At 71.7% G+C, this 22,486-nt stretch carries 20 protein-coding genes and 2 pseudogenes; 8 read left to right on the top strand and 14 right to left on the bottom strand.

What is annotated here, in order from left to right:
* Positions 1–188 precede the first annotated feature (188 nt).
* A complete protein-coding gene (locus B072_RS0123220; RefSeq protein WP_018532378.1) occupies positions 189–1,166 on the top strand; it encodes a phosphatase PAP2 family protein in 978 nt (325 codons plus the stop codon).
* A gap of 127 nt (positions 1,167–1,293) precedes the next feature.
* Here B072_RS0123220 and B072_RS0123215 read toward each other — a convergent pair whose 3' ends face one another.
* Complete coding sequence (locus B072_RS0123215; protein WP_018532377.1) at positions 1,294–1,518, bottom strand: I78 family peptidase inhibitor; 225 nt, start codon at positions 1,516–1,518, stop codon at positions 1,294–1,296.
* 447 nt (positions 1,519–1,965) lie between these two features.
* Here B072_RS0123215 and ctaD point away from each other — a divergent pair.
* Positions 1,966–3,660 (top strand): annotated as a pseudogene (gene ctaD / locus B072_RS0123210) (cytochrome c oxidase subunit I); the annotation flags it as partial.
* On the opposite strand, the gene B072_RS46745 reads toward ctaD, so the two are convergent.
* The 5 genes from B072_RS46745 to B072_RS0123185 form a co-directional block, all read right to left on the bottom strand.
* Positions 3,548–4,600, bottom strand: coding sequence for a helix-turn-helix transcriptional regulator (locus B072_RS46745; RefSeq protein WP_078506555.1), 1,053 nt, complete (start codon positions 4,598–4,600; stop codon positions 3,548–3,550). The pseudogene ctaD and the gene B072_RS46745 overlap by 113 nt on opposite strands.
* An 89-nt stretch (positions 4,601–4,689) precedes the next feature.
* On the bottom strand, positions 4,690–5,541 hold the full coding sequence (locus tag B072_RS0123200) for a hypothetical protein (RefSeq protein WP_234018908.1): 852 nt from the start codon (positions 5,539–5,541) through the stop codon (positions 4,690–4,692).
* Positions 5,538–6,797 carry a glycosyltransferase family 4 protein gene (locus tag B072_RS0123195; protein WP_018532373.1) on the bottom strand — a complete coding sequence of 420 codons (1,260 nt, stop codon included), beginning with the start codon at positions 6,795–6,797 and terminating at the stop codon, positions 5,538–5,540. The genes B072_RS0123200 and B072_RS0123195 overlap by 4 nt, the downstream gene beginning before the upstream one ends.
* A 204-nt stretch (positions 6,798–7,001) precedes the next feature.
* A complete protein-coding gene (locus tag B072_RS0123190) occupies positions 7,002–8,297 on the bottom strand; it encodes an ABC transporter substrate-binding protein (protein WP_018532372.1) in 1,296 nt (431 codons plus the stop codon).
* A complete protein-coding gene (locus B072_RS0123185) occupies positions 8,272–8,823 on the bottom strand; it encodes a hypothetical protein (RefSeq protein WP_018532371.1) in 552 nt (183 codons plus the stop codon). The genes B072_RS0123190 and B072_RS0123185 overlap by 26 nt, the downstream gene beginning before the upstream one ends.
* 157 nt (positions 8,824–8,980) lie before the next feature.
* Here B072_RS0123185 and B072_RS0123180 point away from each other — a divergent pair, with 157 nt between their 5' ends.
* The 3 genes and pseudogenes from B072_RS0123180 to B072_RS46735 all read left to right on the top strand — a co-directional run.
* Positions 8,981–9,448 (top strand): hypothetical protein, encoded by a 468-nt coding sequence (locus tag B072_RS0123180; protein ID WP_018532370.1) that lies wholly within the window; start codon positions 8,981–8,983, stop codon positions 9,446–9,448.
* Positions 9,449–9,451: 3 nt separating this feature from the next.
* Complete coding sequence (locus B072_RS46740) at positions 9,452–12,592, top strand: ABC transporter permease subunit (RefSeq protein ID WP_018532369.1); 3,141 nt, start codon at positions 9,452–9,454, stop codon at positions 12,590–12,592.
* A pseudogene (locus B072_RS46735) lies at positions 12,589–13,248 on the top strand (ATP-binding cassette domain-containing protein); the annotation flags it as partial. The gene B072_RS46740 and the pseudogene B072_RS46735, both read left to right, overlap by 4 nt.
* Here the strand turns inward: B072_RS46735 and B072_RS49835 are convergent.
* Positions 13,223–14,065, bottom strand: a complete 843-nt coding sequence (locus B072_RS49835) for a transglycosylase family protein (protein ID WP_018532368.1) — start codon at positions 14,063–14,065, stop codon at positions 13,223–13,225. The pseudogene B072_RS46735 and the gene B072_RS49835 sit on opposite strands and share 26 nt — an antisense overlap.
* 122 nt (positions 14,066–14,187) lie before the next feature.
* Complete coding sequence (locus B072_RS0123165; RefSeq protein WP_018532367.1) at positions 14,188–14,760, bottom strand: transglycosylase family protein; 573 nt, start codon at positions 14,758–14,760, stop codon at positions 14,188–14,190.
* Between the two features lie 430 nt (positions 14,761–15,190).
* On the opposite strand from B072_RS0123165, the gene B072_RS0123160 reads away from it, so the two are divergent.
* Positions 15,191–15,991: a hypothetical protein gene (locus B072_RS0123160; RefSeq protein WP_018532366.1), complete on the top strand. Its 801-nt coding sequence runs from the start codon at positions 15,191–15,193 to the stop codon at positions 15,989–15,991.
* A 188-nt stretch (positions 15,992–16,179) separates the two neighbouring features.
* Positions 16,180–16,485 (top strand): hypothetical protein, encoded by a 306-nt coding sequence (locus B072_RS0123155; RefSeq protein ID WP_086020391.1) that lies wholly within the window; start codon positions 16,180–16,182, stop codon positions 16,483–16,485.
* Positions 16,486–16,536: 51 nt separating this feature from the next.
* Here B072_RS0123155 and der read toward each other — a convergent pair whose 3' ends face one another.
* From der to B072_RS0123125, 6 genes are all read right to left on the bottom strand, one after another.
* Positions 16,537–18,009 (bottom strand): ribosome biogenesis GTPase Der, encoded by a 1,473-nt coding sequence (gene der / locus B072_RS0123150; RefSeq protein WP_018532364.1) that lies wholly within the window; start codon positions 18,007–18,009, stop codon positions 16,537–16,539.
* Positions 18,010–18,089: 80 nt separating this feature from the next.
* On the bottom strand, positions 18,090–18,737 hold the full coding sequence (locus B072_RS0123145; protein ID WP_018532363.1) for a lysophospholipid acyltransferase family protein: 648 nt from the start codon (positions 18,735–18,737) through the stop codon (positions 18,090–18,092).
* Complete coding sequence (cmk, locus tag B072_RS0123140) at positions 18,734–19,414, bottom strand: (d)CMP kinase (RefSeq protein ID WP_018532362.1); 681 nt, start codon at positions 19,412–19,414, stop codon at positions 18,734–18,736. Before cmk ends, B072_RS0123145 begins: the two co-directional genes overlap by 4 nt.
* 113 nt (positions 19,415–19,527) lie before the next feature.
* The gene (locus B072_RS0123135) at positions 19,528–20,613 is read right to left on the bottom strand and encodes a prephenate dehydrogenase (RefSeq protein ID WP_018532361.1); all 1,086 of its coding nucleotides are present in this window, start codon (positions 20,611–20,613) and stop codon (positions 19,528–19,530) included.
* On the bottom strand, positions 20,610–20,981 hold the full coding sequence (gene aroH, locus B072_RS0123130) for a chorismate mutase (RefSeq protein WP_018532360.1): 372 nt from the start codon (positions 20,979–20,981) through the stop codon (positions 20,610–20,612). Before aroH ends, B072_RS0123135 begins: the two co-directional genes overlap by 4 nt.
* Before the next feature lie 133 nt (positions 20,982–21,114).
* Positions 21,115–21,555 carry a YidB family protein gene (locus B072_RS0123125; protein ID WP_106432927.1) on the bottom strand — a complete coding sequence of 147 codons (441 nt, stop codon included), beginning with the start codon at positions 21,553–21,555 and terminating at the stop codon, positions 21,115–21,117.
* Positions 21,556–21,774: 219 nt separating this feature from the next.
* Here B072_RS0123125 and B072_RS0123120 point away from each other — a divergent pair, with 219 nt between their 5' ends.
* Positions 21,775–22,464, top strand: coding sequence for a hypothetical protein (locus B072_RS0123120; RefSeq protein ID WP_018532358.1), 690 nt, complete (start codon positions 21,775–21,777; stop codon positions 22,462–22,464).
* Positions 22,465–22,486: the final 22 nt, after the last annotated feature.

Genomic DNA, 22,486 nt, shown 5'->3' with positions numbered 1-22,486 from the left:
GTGAACGGATTCATAAGCTGCATATAACGAGATCACGAGAACGATCTCTGAATTCACGGGAACGGCGCTCACCGATTATCGGTTTCCGGGGAATAAACCTCGTGCTGAGATCAATCCCACATCACATCGTCATCACAAAGCCTCTGATTCGGGCCGGCCCACCGCGCGGTCGCTGTAGCGTCGATTGGGTGCGTACCGAACGAAACCTGACCCGCCGAGTCGAGCGGGTCTTCGCCCGGCTCGACCGCGAGCCCGAACGGCCGACTCACGTGGGCATGCCCACGATGAGCCGGCACCGGGTCGTGCTCTTCGGGCTGACCCTGTCCTTCTACCTCACCATCGTGGTGGCCGTGCTCGCCACGTCCTGGCTGGTCGCGTTCGACTGGCAGGTCATGTTCTTCCGGCCCTACCAGCAGTGGCCGGAGATTCACGCGTTCCTGGACTACTGGGTGGTCCTCGGCCAGCGCGGCCCGACCGCGGTGATGGTGACGGCGTGGCTGGGCTGGCGCTCGTGGCGGCAGCACACACTGCGGCCGCTGCTGATGTTCGGCACCGCGCTGCTCCTGCTCAACGCGACGGTGGGCGCGGCCAAGTACGGCATGGGCCGGGCCGGACCGCACTACGCCACCCTGATCGGCTCGAACGAGATGTGGCAGGGCGGCGACATATTCCCTTCGGGCCACACCGCGAACGCTGTGGTGACCTGGGGCATCCTCGCCTACCTGGCCTCCACCCCGCGGGCCCGCCGCTGGCTCTCCGCGGTCTCCGCGGTGATCTCCCTCAGCGTCGGCCTGACCACCGTCTACCTCGGTACGCACTGGCTGAGCGACGTGCTTCTGGGCTGGGCCGCGGGCCTGCTGATCCTGCTCGCGCTGCCCTGGTGCGAGCCGCTGGTCGCCAAGATCGAGGCCCGGATCCTCGCGGTGCGCGACCGCGTGTGGAGCGGCCGCTCCCGCGCCGGTTCGCCCGCCACGCCCCTCCCGGCACCGGCCCCGGCACGTTCCCGGGAGCCGGTCGGCGCGACCCGCTCGACCGCCCGCCCCTCGGCGCTGCTGCCACAGGGCCCGCACACGCCACGCACACCCGTGTCACCGGCGGGCAGCAGGCGCCCCGAAGGGGCGCGGGCAACGGCGCGAGCCGCCGCGACGAACCCGCAGCGGGCGTAGCCGCACCACTCCCACTGCGGTGTCCCAAGAACAGCGGGGCCGGTACGCACAACCTCCCCGCACGACGAAGGCCCCCCGAGCCCAACGGCTCGGGGGGCCTTCGCACATGCTCGGACCGGAGGGAGCGTCACCCCTTCCAGCAGCGCGTCACCGTGCCGTCGCGGACCTCGAAGTTCAGCCGCCCCGCGCGGTACTCCATGGTGATGATCGCCCCCGGCGGCAGCTGCCGGACGGCCGACCAGCCCCGGCCGCGGGCCTGCCGCTCGGCGCTCTCCGCGTCGAGGCCGACGTAGGCGTCGGGGGTGTCCTGAGGTTCTGCGGGCGGGGGCTGTGATCCCGGTATGGGTGCCATACGGCCACCGTAGGCGGTGCGCTCGGGCGACGCCAGGTTCGCCCGCCCTACCCCCGCCGCAGGGTCCGACTGTCACACTTCCGTCACAAGATCACGACGAATCGCGACGCGTCGTTTCCCCGGAACTCCCTCACACGTTCGAGGGGTTCCTTACTTTCTGCTTACTTCTTACGCGGCCCCTTCCCGCCACCGAGGCGCCTCGGTACGCGGAATTCCGCATCGCCGCGCAATAACTGTCTCGAAGCCGCCCGGCCAATTCTCGCCACCGGCTCCGCGCATTCTCTCGCCATTCCGAATCGGGCGGCCGGGCAGGCGAGTTGAGGTCGTCCGGGAATTGCCTGTCCATGCCACAAAGAGGGGTACGCCCCCTGTCGCGGCGGGGTCGGCGCGAGCATCATGGCGGGAGTTCGAAGCAGGCCCGAGGCGCGCGCGGCGAGGGGGCAAGCGATGGGAACGACCGGGGTCGAGGCGGGACCGCACACCGCGGAACAGGTCCGGGAGCGGCGTCCTGGCCGCATCGTCGTCGACTGGCTGACCACCACCGACCACAAGAAGATCGGCCACCTCTACCTGATCACGGCCTTCGGCTTCTTCCTGGTCGGCGGGCTGATGGCCCTGCTGATGCGGGCCGAACTCGCCCGCCCCGGGCTGCAGGTGCTGAGCAACGAGGAGTACAACCAGCTCTTCACGATGCACGGCACGATCATGCTGCTGCTCTTCGCGACCCCGACGTTCGCCGGGTTCGCCAACGAGATCATGCCGCTGCAGATCGGCTCCCCCGACGTCGCGTTTCCCCGCCTGAACATGCTCTCGTACTGGCTGTTCCTCTTCGGCGGCCTGATCGTCCTCGGCTCGCTCGTCGTGCCGGGCGGGGCCGCCGACTTCGGCTGGTTCGCGTACGCGCCGCTCAACAGCCTGACCCGCTCCCCCGGTCTCGGCGCCGACCTGTGGATCATGGGGCTCGCGCTCTCCGGGTTCGGCACGATCCTCGGCTCGGTGAACTTCCTGACCACGATCATCGGGATGCGGGCGCCCGGCATGACGATGTTCCGGATGCCGATCTTCACGTGGAACACGCTGTTCACATCGATCCTCGTGCTGCTCGCGTTCCCGGTTCTCGCGGCCGCGCTGCTCTGTCTGGAGGCGGACCGCCGCTTCGGATCGGTCGTCTTCGAGGCCCAGTTCGGCGGCGCGCTGCTCTGGCAGCACCTGTTCTGGTTCTTCGGCCATCCCGAGGTCTACATCATCGCGCTGCCCTTCTTCGGCATCATCAGCGAGATCATCCCGGTCTTCAGCCGCAAGCCGATCTGGGGCTACACGATGCTGGTCGGCGCGACGATGGCGATCACGGGCCTGTCGGTGGTCGTGTGGGCGCACCACATGTTCGTGACGGGCGGGGTACTGCTCCCCTTCTTCTCGTTCATGTCGTTCCTGATCGCGGTGCCGACGGGCGTGAAGTTCTTCAACTGGACCGGCACGATGCTCAAGGGGTCGCTGTCCTTCGAGACCCCGATGCTGTGGTCGGTCGGCTTCCTGGTGACGTTCCTGTTCGGCGGCCTGACCGGCGTCATCCTGGCCTCGCCGCCGATGGACTTCCACGTCTCGGACACGTACTTCGTCGTGGCGCACTTCCACTACGTGGTCTTCGGCACGGTCGCCTTCGCGACGTTCGGCGGCTTCTACTTCTGGTGGCCGAAGCTGACGGGCAAGATGCTCGACGAACGCCTCGGCAAGATCCACTTCTGGACGCTCTTCGTCGGCTTCCACACCACGTTCCTGGTGCAGCACTGGCTGGGCGCGGAGGGCATGCCGCGCCGGTACGCGGACTACCTGGCGGCGGACGGCTTCACGGCCCTGAACACGATCTCGTCCCTGGGCGCCTTCGTCCTGGGACTGTCGACGCTGCCGTTCCTCTACAACATCTGGAAGACGGCCAAGTACGGCGAGAAGGTCGAGGTCGACGACCCCTGGGGTTACGGCCGTTCCCTGGAGTGGGCGACGTCCTGCCCGCCGCCCCGGCACAACTTCGTCACGCTGCCCCGGATCCGCTCGGAGTCCCCGGCGTTCGATCTGCACCATCCGGAGTTCGCGGCGTTCGAGGAGCATCCTCAGTCGTCGACGACCGCCGCAGTGCACGGTCCAGACGGTCCCGAACCGACCTGAGGGAGTCGGCGAGCCCGTCCGGCTCGACGACCTCGAACTCGTAGCCGACCGAGGCGATGTGCCACACCATCACGTCGAGGCTGACGGCTCCGGTGCGCAGCAGGCAGCTGTGCTCGCCGTCGGCCTCCAGGACCCCGGCGGTGGGCGAGATCCGCTGTCGCGCCTCCTCCACCGGCACCAGGAGCCGCACCACCGCCTCGGTCGCGTACGCGCGCGTGGAGACGCCACGGGAGACGTACGCGGCGAGGTCGTCGGCAGGGGGTGTACGCGGCTGAAAACGCGGCCCGTGCGGCGGCCTGGGCGTGATGCGGTCGGCGCGGAAGGTCCGCCAGTCGTCCCGCTCCACGTCCCACGCCACCAGGTACCAGCGCCGCTCGCTGCACACGAGCCGCAGCGGCTCCACGGTCCGCCGGCTCTCCTCGCCTCCGTGTCCCACGTACGCGAACCGCAGCCGCTCCATGTCCCGGCAGGCGGCGGCGAGTTCGCTGAGCACGCCGGGGTCGACGGCGGCGGCTCCGGCGCCGCGCAGCATGGGCACGGTGTAGGCGTTCAGGGCGCCCACCCGTCGCCGCAGCCGGTGCGGCAGCACCTGCTCCAGCTTGGCGAGGGCGCGTACGGAGGTCTCCCCGATCCCGGCGATCCCCTGCCCCGCGGCCGTCCGCAGCCCCACCGCGACGGCGACGGCCTCGTCGTCGTCGAGCAGCAGCGGCGGCAACTCGGCCCCCACGCCCAGCTGGTACCCGCCCCCGGTCCCCGGGCTGGCGTTCACCGGATAGCCGAGCTCCCGCAACCGCTCGACGTCCCGCCGCACGGTCCGCGCACTGACCCCGAGCCGCGAGGACAACTCGGGCCCGGACCACTCCCGGTGGGCCTGAAGAAGAGAGAGCAGTCGCAACAACCGGGCGGAGGTCTCAAGCATGCGCCGATTGTGCCCCGTCAGGGGCGCGGGGAACGGCGGGAGACGCCCCCGGCGACTAGGGCCTGTCCGGCGGATCCGCCGGACAGGCCCTAGTCCGTCACCGCACGCACCACAACGGAAAGATCGTTGTCCGCGGTGTAATACGGCTCGGCCCCCAGCTCCCGCCCCCCGACCTCAACCCGGGTCACCGGATAGGCGAAGATCGGCTTCTTGTCGGCGATGTCGTCGAGCAACCGAGCCACCCGCACCTCGGGCCCGTCCTCGCCGCCCGGCCGCACCCACAGATCCCAGCGCCCCTCGGAGAGCTCGTCGTACCGGATCCGCACCACGAACCCGGTCCCGGCCCCGGCGTCGACGGCCACGTCCAGCTCCCCGCGCAGCACGGTCCCGGCGGCGTCCCGCGCCCGTACCTCGGCGTACGCCTTGGGTGTGCACGGCGTGCCGTAGACCCGCCCGCACACGGTCAACTCCGCACCCGATATGAGCAGTTCACCGGCTTCGGCGTGCGGGGCGCGATGCCAGCTGCGTACCGAGAGGTTCCCGTGCTTCGTGGCGTACGGGATACGGACGGCGACGTAGCCGCGCGATCCGCTCGGCGCCCGGTCCACGAGCGAGCGCAGATCGTTCACCCCGGGTTCGAGGCGCACCGGCTCTCCCCCGTCGACCTGCGCGTACGCGTCCCAGCGTCCCTCGGGCAGCGCGACGCCGATCGGCAGCGAGGCACGCAGCCGTCCGTCGCCGACCGGGGCGAGCGGGAGGCGGACCTCCTGTTCCCTGCCGCGTTCCAGGAGCACGAGGTGGGCGGGGCCGGACGCACCGTGGTCGGTGACGTCGAAGGTGAGGCCGCCGGCGGAGTCGGCGATGCAGTCGGCGCGGGGTGCCATGAAGACGGTCCTGTCGTCAGACCCGAATGCGGAGGCGGGCGTGGCCAGCGGTGTCATGCGGTGCGCCCCTTTCCCGGTGACCTGAACATGGCGCGGCTCGCGTCGCGTACGGCGTAGGCGCCGCCGAGCAGGGAGCCGCGGGCCCGGTGCAGCAGGTTCACGGAACCGCCGCGCCCGGTGAGCGAGCCGAAGAGCGCCTCGTAGCGCTCGGCGATCCTGGCCGGGTCGAAGCGCTCGGAGCTGGTGAGGGCGCGCGCCGCCATCTCCTGGCGCCGCCGGTCGTCGTTGATGAGTTCGAGCAGGCCGCCGGCGATCGCGTCGACGTTGCCGACCTCGACGAGGCGTCCGTCGACTCCGTCGTCGATGATCTCGCCGGGGCCGTGCGGGCAGTCGGTGGCGACCACGGGCAGCCCGCAGCGCATCGCCTCGACGATCGTCATGCCGAACGACTCGAAGGTCGAGGTGACCGCGGCGACGGAACCTTTCGCCCACTCCGGTTCGATGGGGTTGGCGGGGCCCATGAGGAACACGTGGTTGTAGAGGCCGAGTTCGTCGATGAGGGTGCGCAGCTTGTCCTTCTGCTTGCCCGCTCCGTAGATGCGCAGGCGCCAGTCGGGCCGCTCGGCGCGCACCTTGTCGAAGGCCCTGATCAGCAGGTCGTAACGCTTCACCGGGGCGAGCCGCCCGGCGGCCACGACCCACTTCGCGTCGCCGTCGGCGGGCGTGATGCCCGGCGCGGGCACCGGGTTCGACATGGCCTCGACGCGGACGCCGGGCAGCCGCATCCCGTCGCGGTAGGCGCGGGCGTCCGCCTCGGTGGTCGTGGTGAGGGCGTCCAGGCGCGGATAGACGCTGCGCAGCCGGCGCCGCAGCCCCGGCGTGTGGGTGTCGAGCGTGAGGTGCTCCTGCCCGACGCGCAGCGGGCCGCGCCGGGTCTCCTTCGCCAGGTGCACGTTGAGCCCCGGCCGGGTGCCGACGACGACGTCCGCCTCGACGCTCGCGAGGTGCTCGGAGATGCGCCGGTCGGTGAGCGCGCTGTACTGGTCGTAGCGCCCCTCCTGCTGCGGGAAGACCGCGGACGCCTGCGTGAACGCGGGATCGTCGCCGTCGTAACCCCGCGAGTCCTTGCGGATGTCCACGAGGTGACGCACCCGGACGCGGCGGTCGGGCGTGAAGACGGGCTCGTCGCGGTGCCTGAAGACCGACACGACCTCCACGTCGTGCTGCTCGGCCAGGGTGTTGGCGAGGTTGTACGTGGTGCGGATCGTCCCTCCGATCCCATACGCATTGTGAATCAGGAAAGAAATCTGCATGCGTCCCCGTATCCCACCATTCCTCGCGGTCAGTCCGGAACCATCGATTCGGTCACTATCGGTCCCATGTCCTCCGCCTACCGGATGGTTAGACGGAGATGCCCGAGCGAGGGTTGTTCATCATCATCATCTTGTTCCAGAACGGTTGCCGTATTGGTAGGCAATATGGGGAACCGATTGGCCATTTTGTACATCAGAGAGGAGTCATGGCTGGTAGGCGAGTTGGGGAACGTCAAAGCACGTCTCCTTCATGTCACCGTTCTGGGTGACCCAGCCCCGTCCGTCCGTCCACCGCGCGACCGACAGACACGTCCTACGGTGCTTGGGCGGGGCGTCGAGTGCGCGGTACGTCACGGGCAGCAGCAGCCCGTCCGCCGTATACGGTGCGCCGCGCTCCATGAAACGGCCGACGCACACGCGCGTGACGGCCCCCTCGCAGGAGCGGGCCGCGTCCGTGAACCACATCGCGGCGGCCCAGCCCTCCAACTGCCACTGCGAGTGCGTCTCGAGGCCCTTGGTGGCGGCGCGAAAGGCCCGCACGGCCGGGTGCCCGGTGTCCTCGTAGTTGCGGCTCGCTCCGGTGGCCCACAGGGAGTCGCGGCAGTGCGGGGCGTCCTGGTAGTCGGCGGCCACGGACGACGTCCAGTTCTGCACGTTCGTGACCTTCGCGGTGACGCGGGCGCCGACCTGGTCCATGGCCTCGCACAGCTGGGCGTTGCCGTGCGCGTCGATGGCGTCGAAGACGAGGTCGGCGCCCTGGTCCTTCAGGTCGGCCGCGGCGGCGCGGAAGTTGGGCAGGGCGAAGTCGACCTGCTCGGTGATCACCTGATAGCCCTCGGCCTTCAGGCCGCGGGTCACGAGCCGGGCGTAGCCGGCCGAGGCGGCCTGGTTGTAGGAGACGACGGCCGCGGTGCGGGCGCCCTTCTCCTTCTTGAAGTAGCGGTAGACCTCGGTGCCGCCGTACAGCTCTCCGCCCCAGCCTGGGGTGCCGTCGCGGGGCGCGAGGCTCCCGTAGATGCCGTACAGGTGCGGGTAGGTGTCGTAGGCGGCGCCGATCGGCTGGCCGCCGATGTCGGGCACGCGCGCGCGGGACACGCGCGCCGCGCCCGCGTAGTCGAGGGTCGTGGTCGCGACCAGGGCGACGACCTTCTGTTCGTCGACGAGTTCGTGCACGCATTCGTTGTTGCCGACGCCGCTGCCTCCGTCGTCGCACAGGTGCACTTCCACGCGGCGCCCTTGAATGCCGCCTTTCGCGTTGAGGTTCCGGAAGTACGCCTGTGCGCCGTCGCGGGTGTCGGTGAAGGTCGCCCCGCCGACGGGGCTGGTGGCGCTGGTGAGGATGCCGACGCGGATCGGGTCCGCCGCGGCGGCCGCCGACGGTGTACGGGGCGACCGCCCGCTCCCGAAGTCGCTCTCCGGCAGCCGCGAGCCGCAGCCCGCGACCGCCGTCAGCGCCAGGATCGCGGCCAGGGCCTCAGCAGCCCGGGCCCGGCGACGCATTGCCGCTCAGCTGCACCAGCGCGCACAGCGTCTTGACGGACACCTTCCAGACGCCGTCCTCCTCGACCGAGGTGCCTTTGGCGTCGGGCAGCACGGTGGCGCCCTTGAGGGCGAGCGAGTACGTCACGTTCGCCGCGGTCGCCGAGGTGAAGGTGATCTTGTCGACCTCGGCCTGCACCTGGCCGCCGCGCTTGTCCCCGTTGAAGCTCTCCAGGACCTTCTGCATCTTCGAGCCGTTCTGCAGGAGCTCCGCCTTCTCCTTCAGCGGCACGTCCGGGTCGAAGAACTTCTTCCAGTTCGCCCGGATCTGCTTCTCGGCGGCGGCCTCGTCCGCGGGCCCGGTCGCGGTCGGCTCCTCCGAGGTCGGCGACGGCTCCCGCGAGCTGGGCATCGGCGGGTTGCTGTCCTCGCCGCCGCTGTCGTCGCCGCACGCCACGAGGGCCGGTCCGAGGGCGAGGGCCGCGGCGAGGGCGAGGGCCGCGCCCCGCCCGCGTCGACCCGCCGTGATGCTGTTCCCGCACACCATCTGGCTCACCACCGGATGTCGGTCCGGGCCCCAACCGCGCCCGGAGCTTTCAGGGTTGGCCTCCAGGAGGCATAGTGCAAGCGATCGGTCGACAAAGCCATACATGGTCGGCGCGGCCGCATCGACTCCGGCCAACACACGACGTGGGGAGCCACCCATGCGGACCGCCCGGCCTCGGATATCTGCGCTGCACCCCGTCCTGTGGGCGGGTCTCGCCGCACTCGCCGCCGGCGCCGTGCTGTGCGTCGTCGGCTGGTACGGGATGTCCGGCGAGCGCTTCGCCGAGCGCCAGCTGCCCTATCTGGCCTCGTGCACGGTGCCGGGCTCGGCCCTGATCATCACGGGCGCGGTCCTCCTCACGTACGGCAGGAGCACCCTGGCGACCTCGCGCGTGGAGGAGCTGTACGAGCTGCTCGTCGCGGTCGAGCCCGTGCAGCCGGAACGGACCGCGGCCCCGCTCGCCTCCAGCGGGCAACTGCTGCGGGTGCCCGGCGGCACGCTGTGGCACCGCGCCGACTGCCCGCTCGTCGAGGGCAAGCCGGAGGCCGTGCCAGCCGACGCCCGCGCCGTCACCGTCGGCGGCCTCGGTCCGTGCCCCGTCTGCGAGCCGCACGCCGGGAGTTGAGGCGTGGCATCGCTGACGTACGACCTCACGCTCGCCGGGCTCTCCGTGGGCGCGGCGGCCGCGCTGTCCGGGATCGGCCTGATCGTGACGCACCGCGCGACGGGCGTGCTGAACTTCGCGCACGGTGCGATCGCGATGCTCTGCGCCTTTCTGCTGCGGCAGTTGGCGGTGGTGTGGGACTGGCCGCTGTGGGCGGCGGCGGTGCTGGTGCTCCTCGGCGTGGCCCCGGCGATCGGACTGGCCCTGGAACGCTGGGTGTTCCGGCCGCTCGCGACCTCCGGCAACGATCCGGCACAGACCCTGGTGGCGTCGATCGGTGTCTTCGTCCTCCTGGTCGGGGCGGCGGCGATGCTGTGGGGCACGGGCGCGCAGGAGGACGCGCCGACGCTCATCCCGGCTGATCCGTGGGGGCAGTTGGCCGTGGCCGGGGCGATCGCGCCGACGGTGTGGGCGGTGACGCGCTGGACCCGGTTCGGCGGGGAGCTGCGGGCGGTCGTCGACAACCGTCCGCTGGCGGTGCTCGGCGGCATCGACGCGGACCGGGTCGCGGCGGCGGGCTGGGCCTTCGGCGCGTTCACGGCGGGCCTGACGGGTGCGCTGCTCGCCCCGTACGTCCGCCTCGACCCGTACGGACTGCCGCTGCTGGTGATGGAGGTCATGGCGGTCGCGGTCGCGGCGCGCCTGCGGCTCCTCTCGGTGGCGGTGGTGACGGCGCTCGGAATCGGGGTGGCCCAGAGCCAGTTGACGCGGGTGCATCCGAGCGGCTGGGCCGAACCGCTCCTCCAGGCGGTCGGCGCGAACCTGTTCGTGGTGGCGCTGCTGGTCGCGGCGCTCGCGCTGCCGGGGATCGGCGGGAAGGGCGAGCTGCCGCGTGCGGTGACACGGCGTGCGCTGCCGACGCCGCCGGCCGCGTGGCTGGTGGCGGCGGTGCTGTTCCTGCTGCCCCTGGGCTTCGCCGGCTCGGATCTGCAGACGTCGGTCCAGGTACCGGCGCTGGCGATCGTGCTGCTGTCCCTGGTGGTAGTGACAGGCCGTGCCGGTCAACTGGCCCTGGGGCAGGCCGCGTTCGCGGGCCTCGGGGCACTGTTCGCGTCGCTGCTCGCGATGGGCCGCTTCCCGGGCCTGCCGCAACTCCCGCCCTCAGGCGCTCTGTTGCTGTCCGTGATCCTGGTCGCGCCACTGGGCCTGCTCACGGCCGTGCCCGCGATCGGCCGCCACGGTCTGGCCCTGGCGCTCGCCACGTTCGCGGTGGGCGTGGGGGCGAGCAGGTTCGTGTTCGCGCAGCCGTACGCGGCGTCGGGGCTCACCCCGGAACGCCCCGCGGGCTTCGGCTCCGACCGCGCGTACTACACCCTCGAACTGCTCCTGCTGACAGGCGTGTTGATCCTGGTGACGACATTGCGCCGGGGCCGGTCCGGACGGGCCCTGGCCGCGCTGCGGGACCATGAGGCGGGCGCATCGGCGGCCGGGGTTCCGGTGCCCGCGCTGAAAGTGGCGGCGTTCGTGGCGGGTGCGGGGATCGCGGCGCTCGGCGGCGGCCTGCTGGCGTTGGGGACGGGATCGTTCGACCCCGCCGCGTTCGACCCGGTACGCGGGCTGCTGTGGTTCGCGGCAGTCGTGGTCCTCGGCGCGGACAGCCCGCTCGGGGCACTGGCCGGAGCAGCCCTCCTGGTGGGCCTCGACGCGGGGACACGGGGCGGGATGGCCGCGCTCGTGATCGGAACCCTGGCGGTACTGATCGGCCGCTTCCCCACGGGCCCTCAGGCACGGGTCCGGGCAGCAGTCGTACGAGGGTGGGGGCGGCGCCGGTTGACGGTGCGAGGGGCGCGGGTGCGGGAGGGACTGCGAGGGGGCGCGGCCAGGGCGGGCGCGGGGGGTCGGCCGGGACGGAGCGGCGGCCGGCACGAGGCGATGCCCGCGACGGGGAGCCTCCCTTGCCCGAGCGAGACTACGGAGCTCGGGGAAGGCAGTTCGCCCAACGCCGGGGCGGCGGGGACGGAGGCGGCAACGGACCGGGGTGGGCTGCCGGAGGCTCGGGGTGCGGAGGTGGAGGCGGGCGGCCCACCCAGAGCCCGAACGACAAAAGGGGCCACAGTCCGGCCGCCCGAGGGATCCGCGCGCGCATTGCCGCAGGCCCCGACCCAGGAAGCCGACACGGACGGGCCCAGCGGCCCTGCGGTGAAAACCGACGCGGACGAGCCGCCCAACGGCCCCACGGCCGAGACAGACGCGGACGGGCCGCCCCAGGGTCCGAAGGCCTCGCCGGATGCCCATGCGGGCGCGGGCGGACCGCCCCCGGCCCAGACACCGGATTCCGCCCCGGACAGACCACCCGGAGCTCAGCGGGCCGCCACAGCCGAGGCCCGCGCCGCCGCAGCAGTCGGCGACTCGTCCGTGGTCCCGGCCGTGCCCGTTCTCTCCGCGCGGCATCTCACCGTCGCCTTCGACGGGCGACCGGTGCTCGACGGCGTCGACATGGCCGTGCCGGCCGGGCAGATCACCGCTGTCGTCGGGCCCAACGGGGCGGGGAAGAGCACCCTGTTCCACTGCCTGGCCGGGACGCTGCGGCCCGGCTCGGGGCATGTGCTGTTCGGGGAGCGGGACATCACGCGGCTGCCGGCCCACGCCCGCACCCGGCTCGGCGTCGCCCGGACCTTCCAGCAGCTCGTGGTCTTCCCCTCGCTGACCGTGGCCGAGAACCTGCGCATCGGCGCCGAGCAAGGCCGCGTACGCGACCCGGACGCCACCCGGCGGATGCTCGCGCTGTTCGGCCTGCGGGGCGACCGAGGCACGGCCGACCTGCCGACCGGCACACTGCGCCACGTCGAACTGGGCCGCGCCCTCGCGGGACGCCCGCACGTACTGCTGCTCGACGAGCCCGCCGCGGGACTGGACGACTCCGAGGTCGCCGACCTGGCCGTCCTGTTGAGGGCACTGGCGGCGGACGGTACGGCCCTGCTCGTCGTCGAGCACGACCTGGACCTGGTGGCGCGCCTGGCCGACACGGTGCACCTGATGACAGCCGGCCGCATCACCGCTTCAGGTCCGGCGGCCCTGGCCCTGAACCTGGATCTCGGCCGTCCGTCTCCAGGCGCGGCGTCCCCGGCGGTCCCCCGCCCCCACTGCCCGGAGAGGCGCACATGACCCACGGCATCCAACTCCGCGCCGCCCACGCCCACTACGGCCCCCTCGAAGCCCTGCACGGCATCACCGTCGCCGCTCCCGCCCGCACCGTCACCGTTTTGCTCGGCCGCAACGGCTCGGGCCGCACCACCGCCCTGCGCGCCCTTGCGGGCACCCTCCCCCTCACCTCCGGCTCCGTCGTCTGGGACGGCGCCGACGTCACCCGGCACCCGGCCCACGCCCGCGCCGCCGCGGGCCTGTGCTTCATCCCCGACCGACAGGCCGTCTTCGCCGGACTCACCGTCGCCGAGAACCTCCAACTGGCCTCCCCTGTCAGGGATTTCGCTCCGGCCCTCGACACGTACCCGGAGCTGCGCCCGCTCCTGGACCGCCGCGCCGCCACCCTCTCCGGTGGCGAACAGCGCATGCTGGCCCTGAGCCGCGCCCCGCTCTCCCGCGCCCGCGTCGTCCTGGTCGACGAACCGGCCCAGGGCATGTCACCCCAAGTCGCCGCCCGCACCTACGCGTTGCTGCGCACCCTCGACGCCTGCGTGGTCGTCGCCGAACAGCGGCTGCCGCCCGGTCTGCGCACGGGGGCGACCGACGGTGCGGCAGTCATGGTGTACGAACTCGGGCGCGGAACTGTGGTGTTCAGCGGAGAGGCGACCGAACGGCCGCCTCCGACGCCCCGCCCTTCGGAACCTTCACCTTGGGAGTCTTCGCCTCCGGAGGCGGCGTCACCAGAGGCTTCGTCTTCGGCGGCTTCGTCTTCGGCGGCCGTGTCGTCGGAGGCTGCGTCGTCGCAGGTTTCGCCTTCGGGGCCTTCACCTTCGCAGACCCCGCCTTCGAGGCCTTCGCCTTAGCCGGCTTCACCTTCGGAGTCTTCGTCTTCGGAGTCTTCGTCTTCGGCGCCTTCGTCTTCGAAGTCTTCTTCGCGGCCTCCGGAATGAGCAGCATCGTGCCCACGTTCAACCGGTCCGGGTGCGGCCCGATCATGTCCCGGTTCGCCTTGTACAGCGCCTGCCAGCCGCCCTTGACCTTGAACCGGCGTGCGATCGAGCCCAGCGTCTCCCCGCGCTGCACCACATGGATCCGCCCGTCGAGCCGGAAGGCCTTCGAGCAGGAGGGCCACGCCTTCCAGCCCTGCCTGCGCAGCACCTCCTCGGCGACCTTGATCTGTTCGGCACGGGTGGCGAGGTCGGCGCGCGGCGCGTAGGCGAGGCCGCCGTGCTCCTCCCAGGTCGGCTGCCAGAACTGGAGACCGCCGTAGTAGGAGTTGCCGGTGTTCGCGTGCCAGCGGCCGCTGCTCTCGCACTGGGCGAGACAGTCCCACGGCCACTGGGTCCTGGCGCAGTCGTAGGGCTTGATGCCGACGACCGAGCGGCCTCCCGGGGCGGGCGGCGGTGCCGCGGCACCCGCCCCGGCGACCGGCGCGAGGACCGCGGCGAGCAGCGCGGCCACGAAGGCCGCGGAGATCTTGGACGTGAGGCGCATCGCGTCACGCTAAGCAGCGGGCCCGGGCCGCCACCGATGCCGCGCCGCACCGGCCGCGGCCCCACCCGGTCGGCGGACCGAGCGGACGGGACCACGGCGCACCCTCCCTCGCGGCCTCCGCGCTACCGGATCAGCAGCCGCTGCCCCGGCACGATCAGATCGGGATCGCCGCCGACCACCGCCTTGTTGACGGTGTACAGGCGCTGCCAGGTGCTGCCGTGGGCCGCCGCGATGCCACCGAGGGTGTCGCCGCCGCGGACGACGTATCCGCCCCGCCGGGTGGTGCCGCGGGTGGCATGCTCCGAAGCACGCTTCACCTTGTCGTACTTGGGCGCCGCCTTCTTCGGCGTCGCCTTCTGCGGGGTCACCGACGGCGCGCTGCCGTAGGCCCCGGCCCGCGCGGAACAGGTGGGCCAGGCGCCCCAGCCCTGTGCGCGCTGCACCTTGGTGGCGACGGCTATCTGCTGGGACCTGCTGGCCCGGTCGGCCGTCGACGCGTAGGCCCCTCCGCCGTACGCGCGCCAGGTTCCGGCGGAGAACTGGAGTCCTCCGTAGTAGCCGTTGCCGGTGTTGATGTGCCAGTTGCCGCCGCTCTCGCAGCGGGCGATGCGGTCCCAGACGCCGGAGCCCGCCGCGTGGGCGGAGCCGGCCGTCGCCAGAAGACCTAACGGGGCGAGCAGGGCCGCCCCGGCCATAACCGCTGTCGTTCGAGCCGTACGAATCGGCACGGACATGAGTAATCCCTCTCGTGGACCTCTAGTGGGTCTCTTGTGGACTGCTCGTTGCAGACGGCGGTGGAATCTAGGGAGCTCAAGGGGGCGACATCAACCAACGCCCCGTCACGCCAGGCCAGTTGACCGTTACCAGAAGTAGCGACGAGTTCAAGCCACCCACTTAATTCCCTTATTTCATGATTTGTCGACCTGGCGCCTCGTCGATCTGTGACTCACCTCACCTCTTCAACTTGCTTGGAATTCCTACAAGTTGGCATGGAGTGACAGATTCCGGGTGGGCTCTCACGGTCTGCGTCGGATGGGTGGATTCCGTTCGGTTCCGGGCGTGACTCCGGCCACAGATCGTCCGTTGTCCCTTTATCAGCCCAAGACCGATCCTGAGGAGCCACCCGTGCCGCGCTTGCTCGACGTCAGCACCGACGTACGCGCCGAGATCGGCGACGAAGAAGCCGACCGGCTGCTCGCCGGGGACAACGCCCCGGGCAGCTACGACTGCACGTCCTGCCGCACCCCCGGGGACTCCGGGCAGGACCGCACCAGCACGGTTCTCTTCGTCGGCGACGAGACCGCCGTACTCGCCTTCGCCCACGCCACCTGCCTGCCCTCGCAGGTCGTCCAGGTCGCCGAGGACCAACTGCAGGGTGCCGTCCGCTCCCTCACCGGTGCCGACGCTCCCGCCGCCCCCGAGGCAGCCGAGATCCCCGGCGCCGCCCCGGCCCAGGCCGTGCTCGGGGTGACCAGCGGCCTCGTCCTGATCGCGGGCGAGCTGCACCCCGCGCTCGTCGTGGAGCCGACCGGGCCCATCTCCCGGCCCGGCACCGAGTCCGGCGGCGACGACTTCCTGCCGCTCCTGATCGAGCAGGGCTTCATGCCGGTCACCGGGCTGAACGAGGCCCCCCGCGCCCTCGACGGCTGGTCGGTGCTGCTCGCCATGGGCCAGCTGCACGCCGTGCTGCAGCCCGGCACCGGCGGCGCGCCCTCACAGGTCGCCTGGTGGCAGGCGCACCAGCCGCTGCTCGTCACCGAGAGCTGGCGGGCCGCCGCCAACAAGACGCACACCGTGCTCGTCTTCGCCGCCCCGGCCGGCTCGATCGGCCGGCAGGCCCGTGAGGACCTGCTGCGCGACGCCCTCGACAAGGCCGCGGCGAACGGCCGACTGGTGGCCGCGGCGATGCCGCTGGCGGGCACCTGAGCCGTCCCGCACCGGGTGGAGACAGCAACCCGGACCCCCACGAATGCGCCGGTCACACTGCTGACAGCAGGGAAAAGCCGAGGCCAAGGGCGCATCCGTCGGGGGTCCGGGTCGTTGGCACATACGTGCACCCATACGACCCCACCTCGTCAGTGCGGCGTCAGCCGTACCAGAACCACATCCCGTCGATGCGCCCCGCGGAGGACCACTCGGGCGCCCACTCGGGCGGCTCTTCGCCCACGCCCATCTATGACGCCCTGTACTCGGAGTACCGCCGGTCCTTCCGGGCGCTTCCGGGCGATCGCAGCGGCGAGGAGGATCTCGGGTTCACCGCCTTCGGCACGGGTCCCTACGGCGCACGCCACCACACCCCGCACTACTCGTCGGCACTCCAGCACCAGCACTGGCAGCCGCAGCAGAACGGGCGGCACCACGGCCACCAGGGAGGTCACCTCCCGGCCGCGCTGCCGCCCGCACCGCGCCGCGAGCGCTGAGCCCGCGACGCGCCGACTGCCGTAACAGCCGGGCTACTTCTTCTTGCCGGGCTACTTCTTCTTGCCGCGCTTCTCCCGCACCCGCACGGAGATGTGGATCGGGGTCCCCTCGAAGCCGAACTCCTCGCGCAGACGGCGCTCCACGAAGCGGCGGTAGCCGTGCTCGATGAAGCCGGAGGCGAAGAGCACGAACCGCGGCGGCTTGGTACCGGCCTGCGTCCCGAAGAGGATGCGGGGCTGCTTGCCGCCGCGGATCGGGTGCGGGTGGGCGGCGACGAGCTCGCCTAGGAAGGCGTTCAGGCGGCCCGTGGGAACACGGGTCTCCCAGCCCTCCAGCGCCGTCTCGATCGCGGGGACCAGCTTCTCCATGTGGCGGCCGGTGCGCGCCGACACGTTCACCCGGGGCGCCCACGCGATCTGACCGAGCTCGGTCTCGATCTCGCGCTCCAGGTAGTAGCGGCGCTCCTCGTCGAGGGTGTCCCACTTGTTGAAGGCGACGACGATCGCGCGGCCGGCCTCGACCGCCATCGTCACGATCCGCTGGTCCTGGATCGAGATCGACTCGGAGGCGTCGATCAGGATGACCGCGACCTCCGCCTTCTCGACGGCGGCGGCGGTGCGCAGCGAGGCGTAGTAGTCGGCGCCCTGCTGGAGGTGGACGCGCTTGCGGATGCCCGCCGTGTCGACGAACTTCCAGGTGACGCCGCCGAGCTCGATCAGCTCGTCGACCGGGTCGCGGGTGGTGCCCGCCAGCTCGTTGACGACGACGCGGTCCTCGTTGGCCACCTTGTTCAGGAGCGAGGACTTGCCGACGTTCGGGCGGCCGATCAGGGCGATGCGGCGCGGGCCGCCGACGGCTGTGCCGAAGGTCTGCGGGGGCGCCTCGGGCAGCGCCTCGATGACCGCGTCCAGCATGTCGCCGGTGCCACGGCCGTGCAGCGAGGAGACCGGGTGCGGCTCGCCGATGCCGAGCGACCACAGGGCGGTGGCGTCGGCCTCGCCGGACGGGCCGTCGACCTTGTTGGCGCAGAGCACGACGGGCTTGCCGGCCTTGCGCAGCAGGCGCACGACGGCCTCGTCCGTGTCGGTGACGCCGACCGTGGAGTCGACGACGAAGACGACGGCGTCGGCGGTCTCGATCGCGTACTCGGCCTGCGCGGCCACCGACGCGTCGATGCCGAGCACGTCCTGCTCCCAGCCGCCGGTGTCGACGACCTTGAAGCGGCGGCCCGCCCACTCGGCCTCGTAGGTGACGCGGTCGCGGGTGACGCCCGGCTTGTCCTCGACGACGGCCTCGCGGCGGCCGATGATGCGGTTCACGAGCGTCGACTTGCCGACGTTCGGGCGGCCGACGACGGCGAGGACGGGCAGCGGACCGTGGCCCGCCTCCTCGATCGCGCCCTCGACGTCCTCGACGTCGAAGCCCTCTTCGGCGGCGAGCTCCATGAACTCCGCGTACTCGGCATCGCCAAGCGCCCCGTGCTCGTACTCGGCCGAGCCCTCCGGCTGGATCTGGTCGTTCATGAAGTCCGTACCTCGTCGTTCATTCGTGGTGATCGGTGCACGTACCCCTCCAAGGATGCGCGCACTACTGAAAGTCTCGCTCAGCGCCCGGTCAGGCGCCTGGCGTTCTCCAGATGGGCGGTGAGCCGCTCCTGGATGCGCACGGTCGCCTCGTCCAGCGCCTTGCGCGTCCGCCGTCCGCTGCCGTCGCCCGCGTCGAACGGGTCGCCGAAGACGACGTCGACCCGGCTGCGCAGCGGCGGCAGCCCCTTTATCAACCGTCCGCGCTTCTCCGTGCTTCCCAGGACGGCGACCGGGACGATCGGCGCCCCGCTGCGCACCGCGAAGTACGAGAGTCCGGCGCGCAGCGACGCGAAGTCGCCGTCGCCCCGGGTGCCCTCGGGGAAGATGCCGAGCACGCCGCCCTCGGTGAGGACGTCGAGGGCCCGGGTGATGGCCTTGCGGTCCGCGGTGGTCCGGTCGACCTTCAGCTGCCCGATGCCTTCGAGGAAGGTGCCGAGCGGCCCGATGAACGCCTCCTGCTTGATCAGGAAGTGGGTCGGGCGCGGGGCGACACCCATGACCATGGGGCCGTCGACGTTGTGGGAGTGGTTGACGGCGAGGATCACCGGGCCGGTGGCGGGCACCCGCCACGACCCGAGCACGCGCGGCTTCCACAGCCCGTACATCAGGCCGACGCCGATGCGCCGCCCCACCTCGGCGCCTCGCACGGAGGGCGCATCGGTCACTTGGCGGCCCGCTTCTCCTCGACCAGCGTCACGACACACTCGATGACCTGCTGGAGCGTGAGCTCGGTGGTGTCCACCTCGACGGCGTCGCCGGCCTTGGCCAGCGGCGACGTCTTGCGGCTGGAGTCCGCCTTGTCGCGGGCGACCAGCGCCTCCTGGGTCGCCTTGACGTCGGCGCCCTTCAGCTCGCCGGAGCGACGGGCGGCGCGGGCCTCGGGCGAGGCGGTGAGGAAGATCTTGAGGTCGGCGTCGGGCAGCACGGTCGTACCGATGTCACGGCCCTCGACGACGATGCCGAGCTCGGCGCCCTTGGCGATGGTGCGCTGCAGCTCGGTGATCCGGGCGCGCACCTCGGGGACGGCGCTCACGGCGCTGACCTTCGAGGTGACCTCGGTGGTGCGGATCGGGCCCGCGACGTCCGTGCCGTCCACCGTGATGGTGGGCGCGGCCGGGTCGGTGCCGGAGACGATGTCGGCCTTGCCGGCGACCGCGGCGATGGCGGACGGGTCGGTCAGGTCGATGCCGTGGTGCACCATCCACCAGGTGATCGCCCGGTACTGGGCGCCGGTGTCCAGGTAGCTCAGGCCGAGCTGCGCGGCGACGGCCTTCGACGTGCTGGACTTGCCCGTGCCGGAGGGTCCGTCGATGGCGACGATGACAGCTGCCGGGGTTTCCATGGGTGACGGACACCTTTCTCAGTGCACGGGGGCATGCGTACGGGGCGCGGACACGCCCCGCACAAGGTTACTGGCTCTGGCAGGCACGTTTTACTGGTGCCCGGTCCGGCTGCCTACTGGCGCATGGCCCAGCCCCGCTCGCGCAGGGCGGCGGCCAGCTTGGGCGCCGCCGCGGGCTGCACCATCAGCTGCACGAAACCGGCCTGCTGCCCGGTCGCGTGCTCGATCCGCACGTCCTCGACGTTGACGCCGGCGGCGCCCGCGTCGGCGAAGATGCGGGCCAGCTCGCCGGGCTGGTCGGAGATGAGGACGGCCACGATCTCGTACGCCGCCGGGGCCGCGCCGTGCTTGCCGGGGACCCGGGACTGCCCGGCGTTCCCGCGCCGCAGCATCGTCTCGACGCCCTGGGCGCCCGCGCGGCGCTTGGCGTCGTCGGCGGACTGGAGGGAGCGCAGGGACTGCACGGTCTCCTCCAGGTCACCGGCGACCGCCGAGAGCAGGTCGGCGACCGGGCCCGGGTTCGCGGAGAGGATGTCGATCCACATCTGCGGGTCGGAGGCCGCGATCCGGGTCACGTCGCGGATGCCCTGGCCACAGAGGCGTACGGCACTCTCCTCGGCGCTCTCCAGGCGGGCCGCGACCATGCTGGAGACCAGGTGCGGCATGTGCGAGACGAGCGCGACGGCCCGGTCGTGGGCGTCGGCGTCCATGACGACCGGCACGGCCCGGCACAGGGCCACCAGCTCCAGGGCGAGGTTGAGCACCTCGGTGTCGGTGTCCCGGGTCGGGGTGAGGACCCAGGGCCGCCCCTCGAAGAGGTCGGCGGTCGCGGCGAGCGGGCCGCTGCGCTCCCGGCCGCTCATGGGGTGCGTACCGATGTAGGGGGTGAGGTCGAGCCCCAGCGCCTCCAGCTCGCGGCGCGGGCCGCCCTTCACGCTGGCGACGTCGATGTAGGCGCGGGCGATCCCCCGGCCCATGGCGTCGGCCAGCGACGCGGCGACGTGCGCGGGCGGCACGGCGACCACGCACAGGTCGACCACGCCCTCGGGCACCTCGTCCGTGCCGGCGCCGAGCGCGGCGGCGGTGCGGGCCTGCGCCTGGTCGTGGTCGGCGAGGTGCACGGTGACCCCGCGCGAGGCCAGGGCGAGGGCGGCGGACGTGCCGATCAGGCCGGTGCCGATGACGAGTGCGGTTCTCACTGGGTGATGTCCTTGCGGAGGGCGGCCGCGGCACCGAGGTACACGTGCGCGATCTCGGACTTGGGCAGGTCGGTCTCTATGTGCGCGAGGAGCCGGACGACGCGCGGCATGGCGCCCTCGATGTCGAGTTCCTGGGCGCAGAGCAGCGGCACGTCGGCCAGGCCGCCGATGCCGGTCTTGCGGGCGGCGGCCGCCGGGAAGTCGGCGTGCAGGTCGGGCGTGGCCGTGAACCAGAGGGAGATCAGGTCGTCGGCGGTCAGTCCGTTCCGCTCCAGCACCGTGGTGAGCAGCTCGCCGACCTGCTCGTCCATGTGCCCGGCCTCGTCCCGCTCCAGCTGGACGGCGCCCCGGACCGCTCGTACCGCCACGACGGTGCTCCTCACTCCTGTACGTACGTCTTCGTGCACCCTCCAGCCTAGAGGGGCCCACACAGGCGGGTGCGCGGCGCCCGTCTGCCGAGACAGGGGGCCGCGCACCCGGAAACGCACGAAGACGTACAGGTCAGAGGTTCTGCTCCTTGGCCAGGTCCTCCAGGGACGTGGTCGGCACCTGTCCGTCGGGGGTGATCCTGTCGACGAACTGCGGCAGCTGCTCGGCCACCTGGTCCGCGACCTGGTCCCGGCTCAGCCCCGTGTCCGCGGCGACCTTGTCGAGGTCCGCGTCGGGGATGGCCTCCTTGACCTGGTCGGGGCTGAGCGGCTGGTTGCTGCCCTTGCCGACCCACGAGTCCAGCTGTTCCTGGTTGACCAGGCCGGACTTCGTGATCATGTCCATCAGGCCGCCGAGCGGGTTGGACCCACCGCCGGCTCCGCCACCGCCCGACTTGTTGCTCAGGACGGTGTTCAGGAGCTGGCCGAGGATGTTGTTGCCGCCGGACGAACCGCCCTGGCCGCCTCCACCGAGGAGACCGCCGAGCAGACTGCCGAGATCGTTGCCCGCCATGGTCATACGCCTTTCGGTGCGCACACCCCGCACGTTCGAGGCCGTTCGGGCCGCTCAGGGCGTACGCGAAGCTCGGAAACGCGAACCACCTCAATGTCACCCGAAGCGCACCAGGGCGCCACTCGGCCGGAGGAGGGCCGGTCGTCCTCTGGACGCGGCGCCACGCATCCGCTCTCATGAAGAGTCGGCCGCACGCCGCGCCTCGGGGGAGGCTCGCAGATGAAGCGCTCAGGACCCCTCTACACGCTTTTCGCCGGTCTGGTTCTCGGCCTGTTCATGCTGTCGCTGAACGCGACGACGGGCGAGGCCGGCGCACCGTACAAGGGCGCGCCCGTCGCGTCCCCGTCCACCGTGAGCCCCAGTACCGGCGCCAGTACCAGTACCAGTCCCGGTACCGGCGCGAGCCCGTCGCAGCAGCCGAGCCCGAGTCCCTCCCAGTCGGCCCGCGGCAAGACCAGTTACGCGGGCCGCACCACCGACGACGCGGCCGCCGTCTCGGTCTCCGTGAACGGCGACAAGGCCATCGCGTACTACTGCGACGGCCGCACCCAGGAGTCCTGGCTGAAGGGGAACGTCGAGGACGACGGCTCCATGAAGCTCAGCGGCAGCCACGGCGCGAAGCTGGAGGGCACGCTCAAGGACGAGCGGATCCGCGGCACCGTCGAGGTCGGCGACCGGCCCTCCGCCTTCACGGCGAAGAAGGCCGTGAAGCCGTCCGGCCTGTACCGGGCCACCACCGAGGTGCGCGGCGCGAAGGTCGACGGCGGCTGGATCGTGCTGCCCGACGGCCGCCAGGTCGGCATCGTCAAGCGCGACGACAAGCCCTCGACGGCGCCGCCCATCGACCCGGAGTCCGGCGCCGTCACGGTCGACGGCGAGCAGCTGACCGCGCGCCCCGTCGTCCCCTGACCCCTGCTGACCCCCGCTGGAG

It is taken from the genome of Streptomyces sp. HmicA12 (assembly GCF_000373565.1).
In the GTDB taxonomy this organism is placed as follows: Bacteria; Actinomycetota; Actinomycetes; order Streptomycetales; family Streptomycetaceae; genus Streptomyces.
This window is presented reverse-complemented; position numbering and strand designations above follow the sequence as displayed.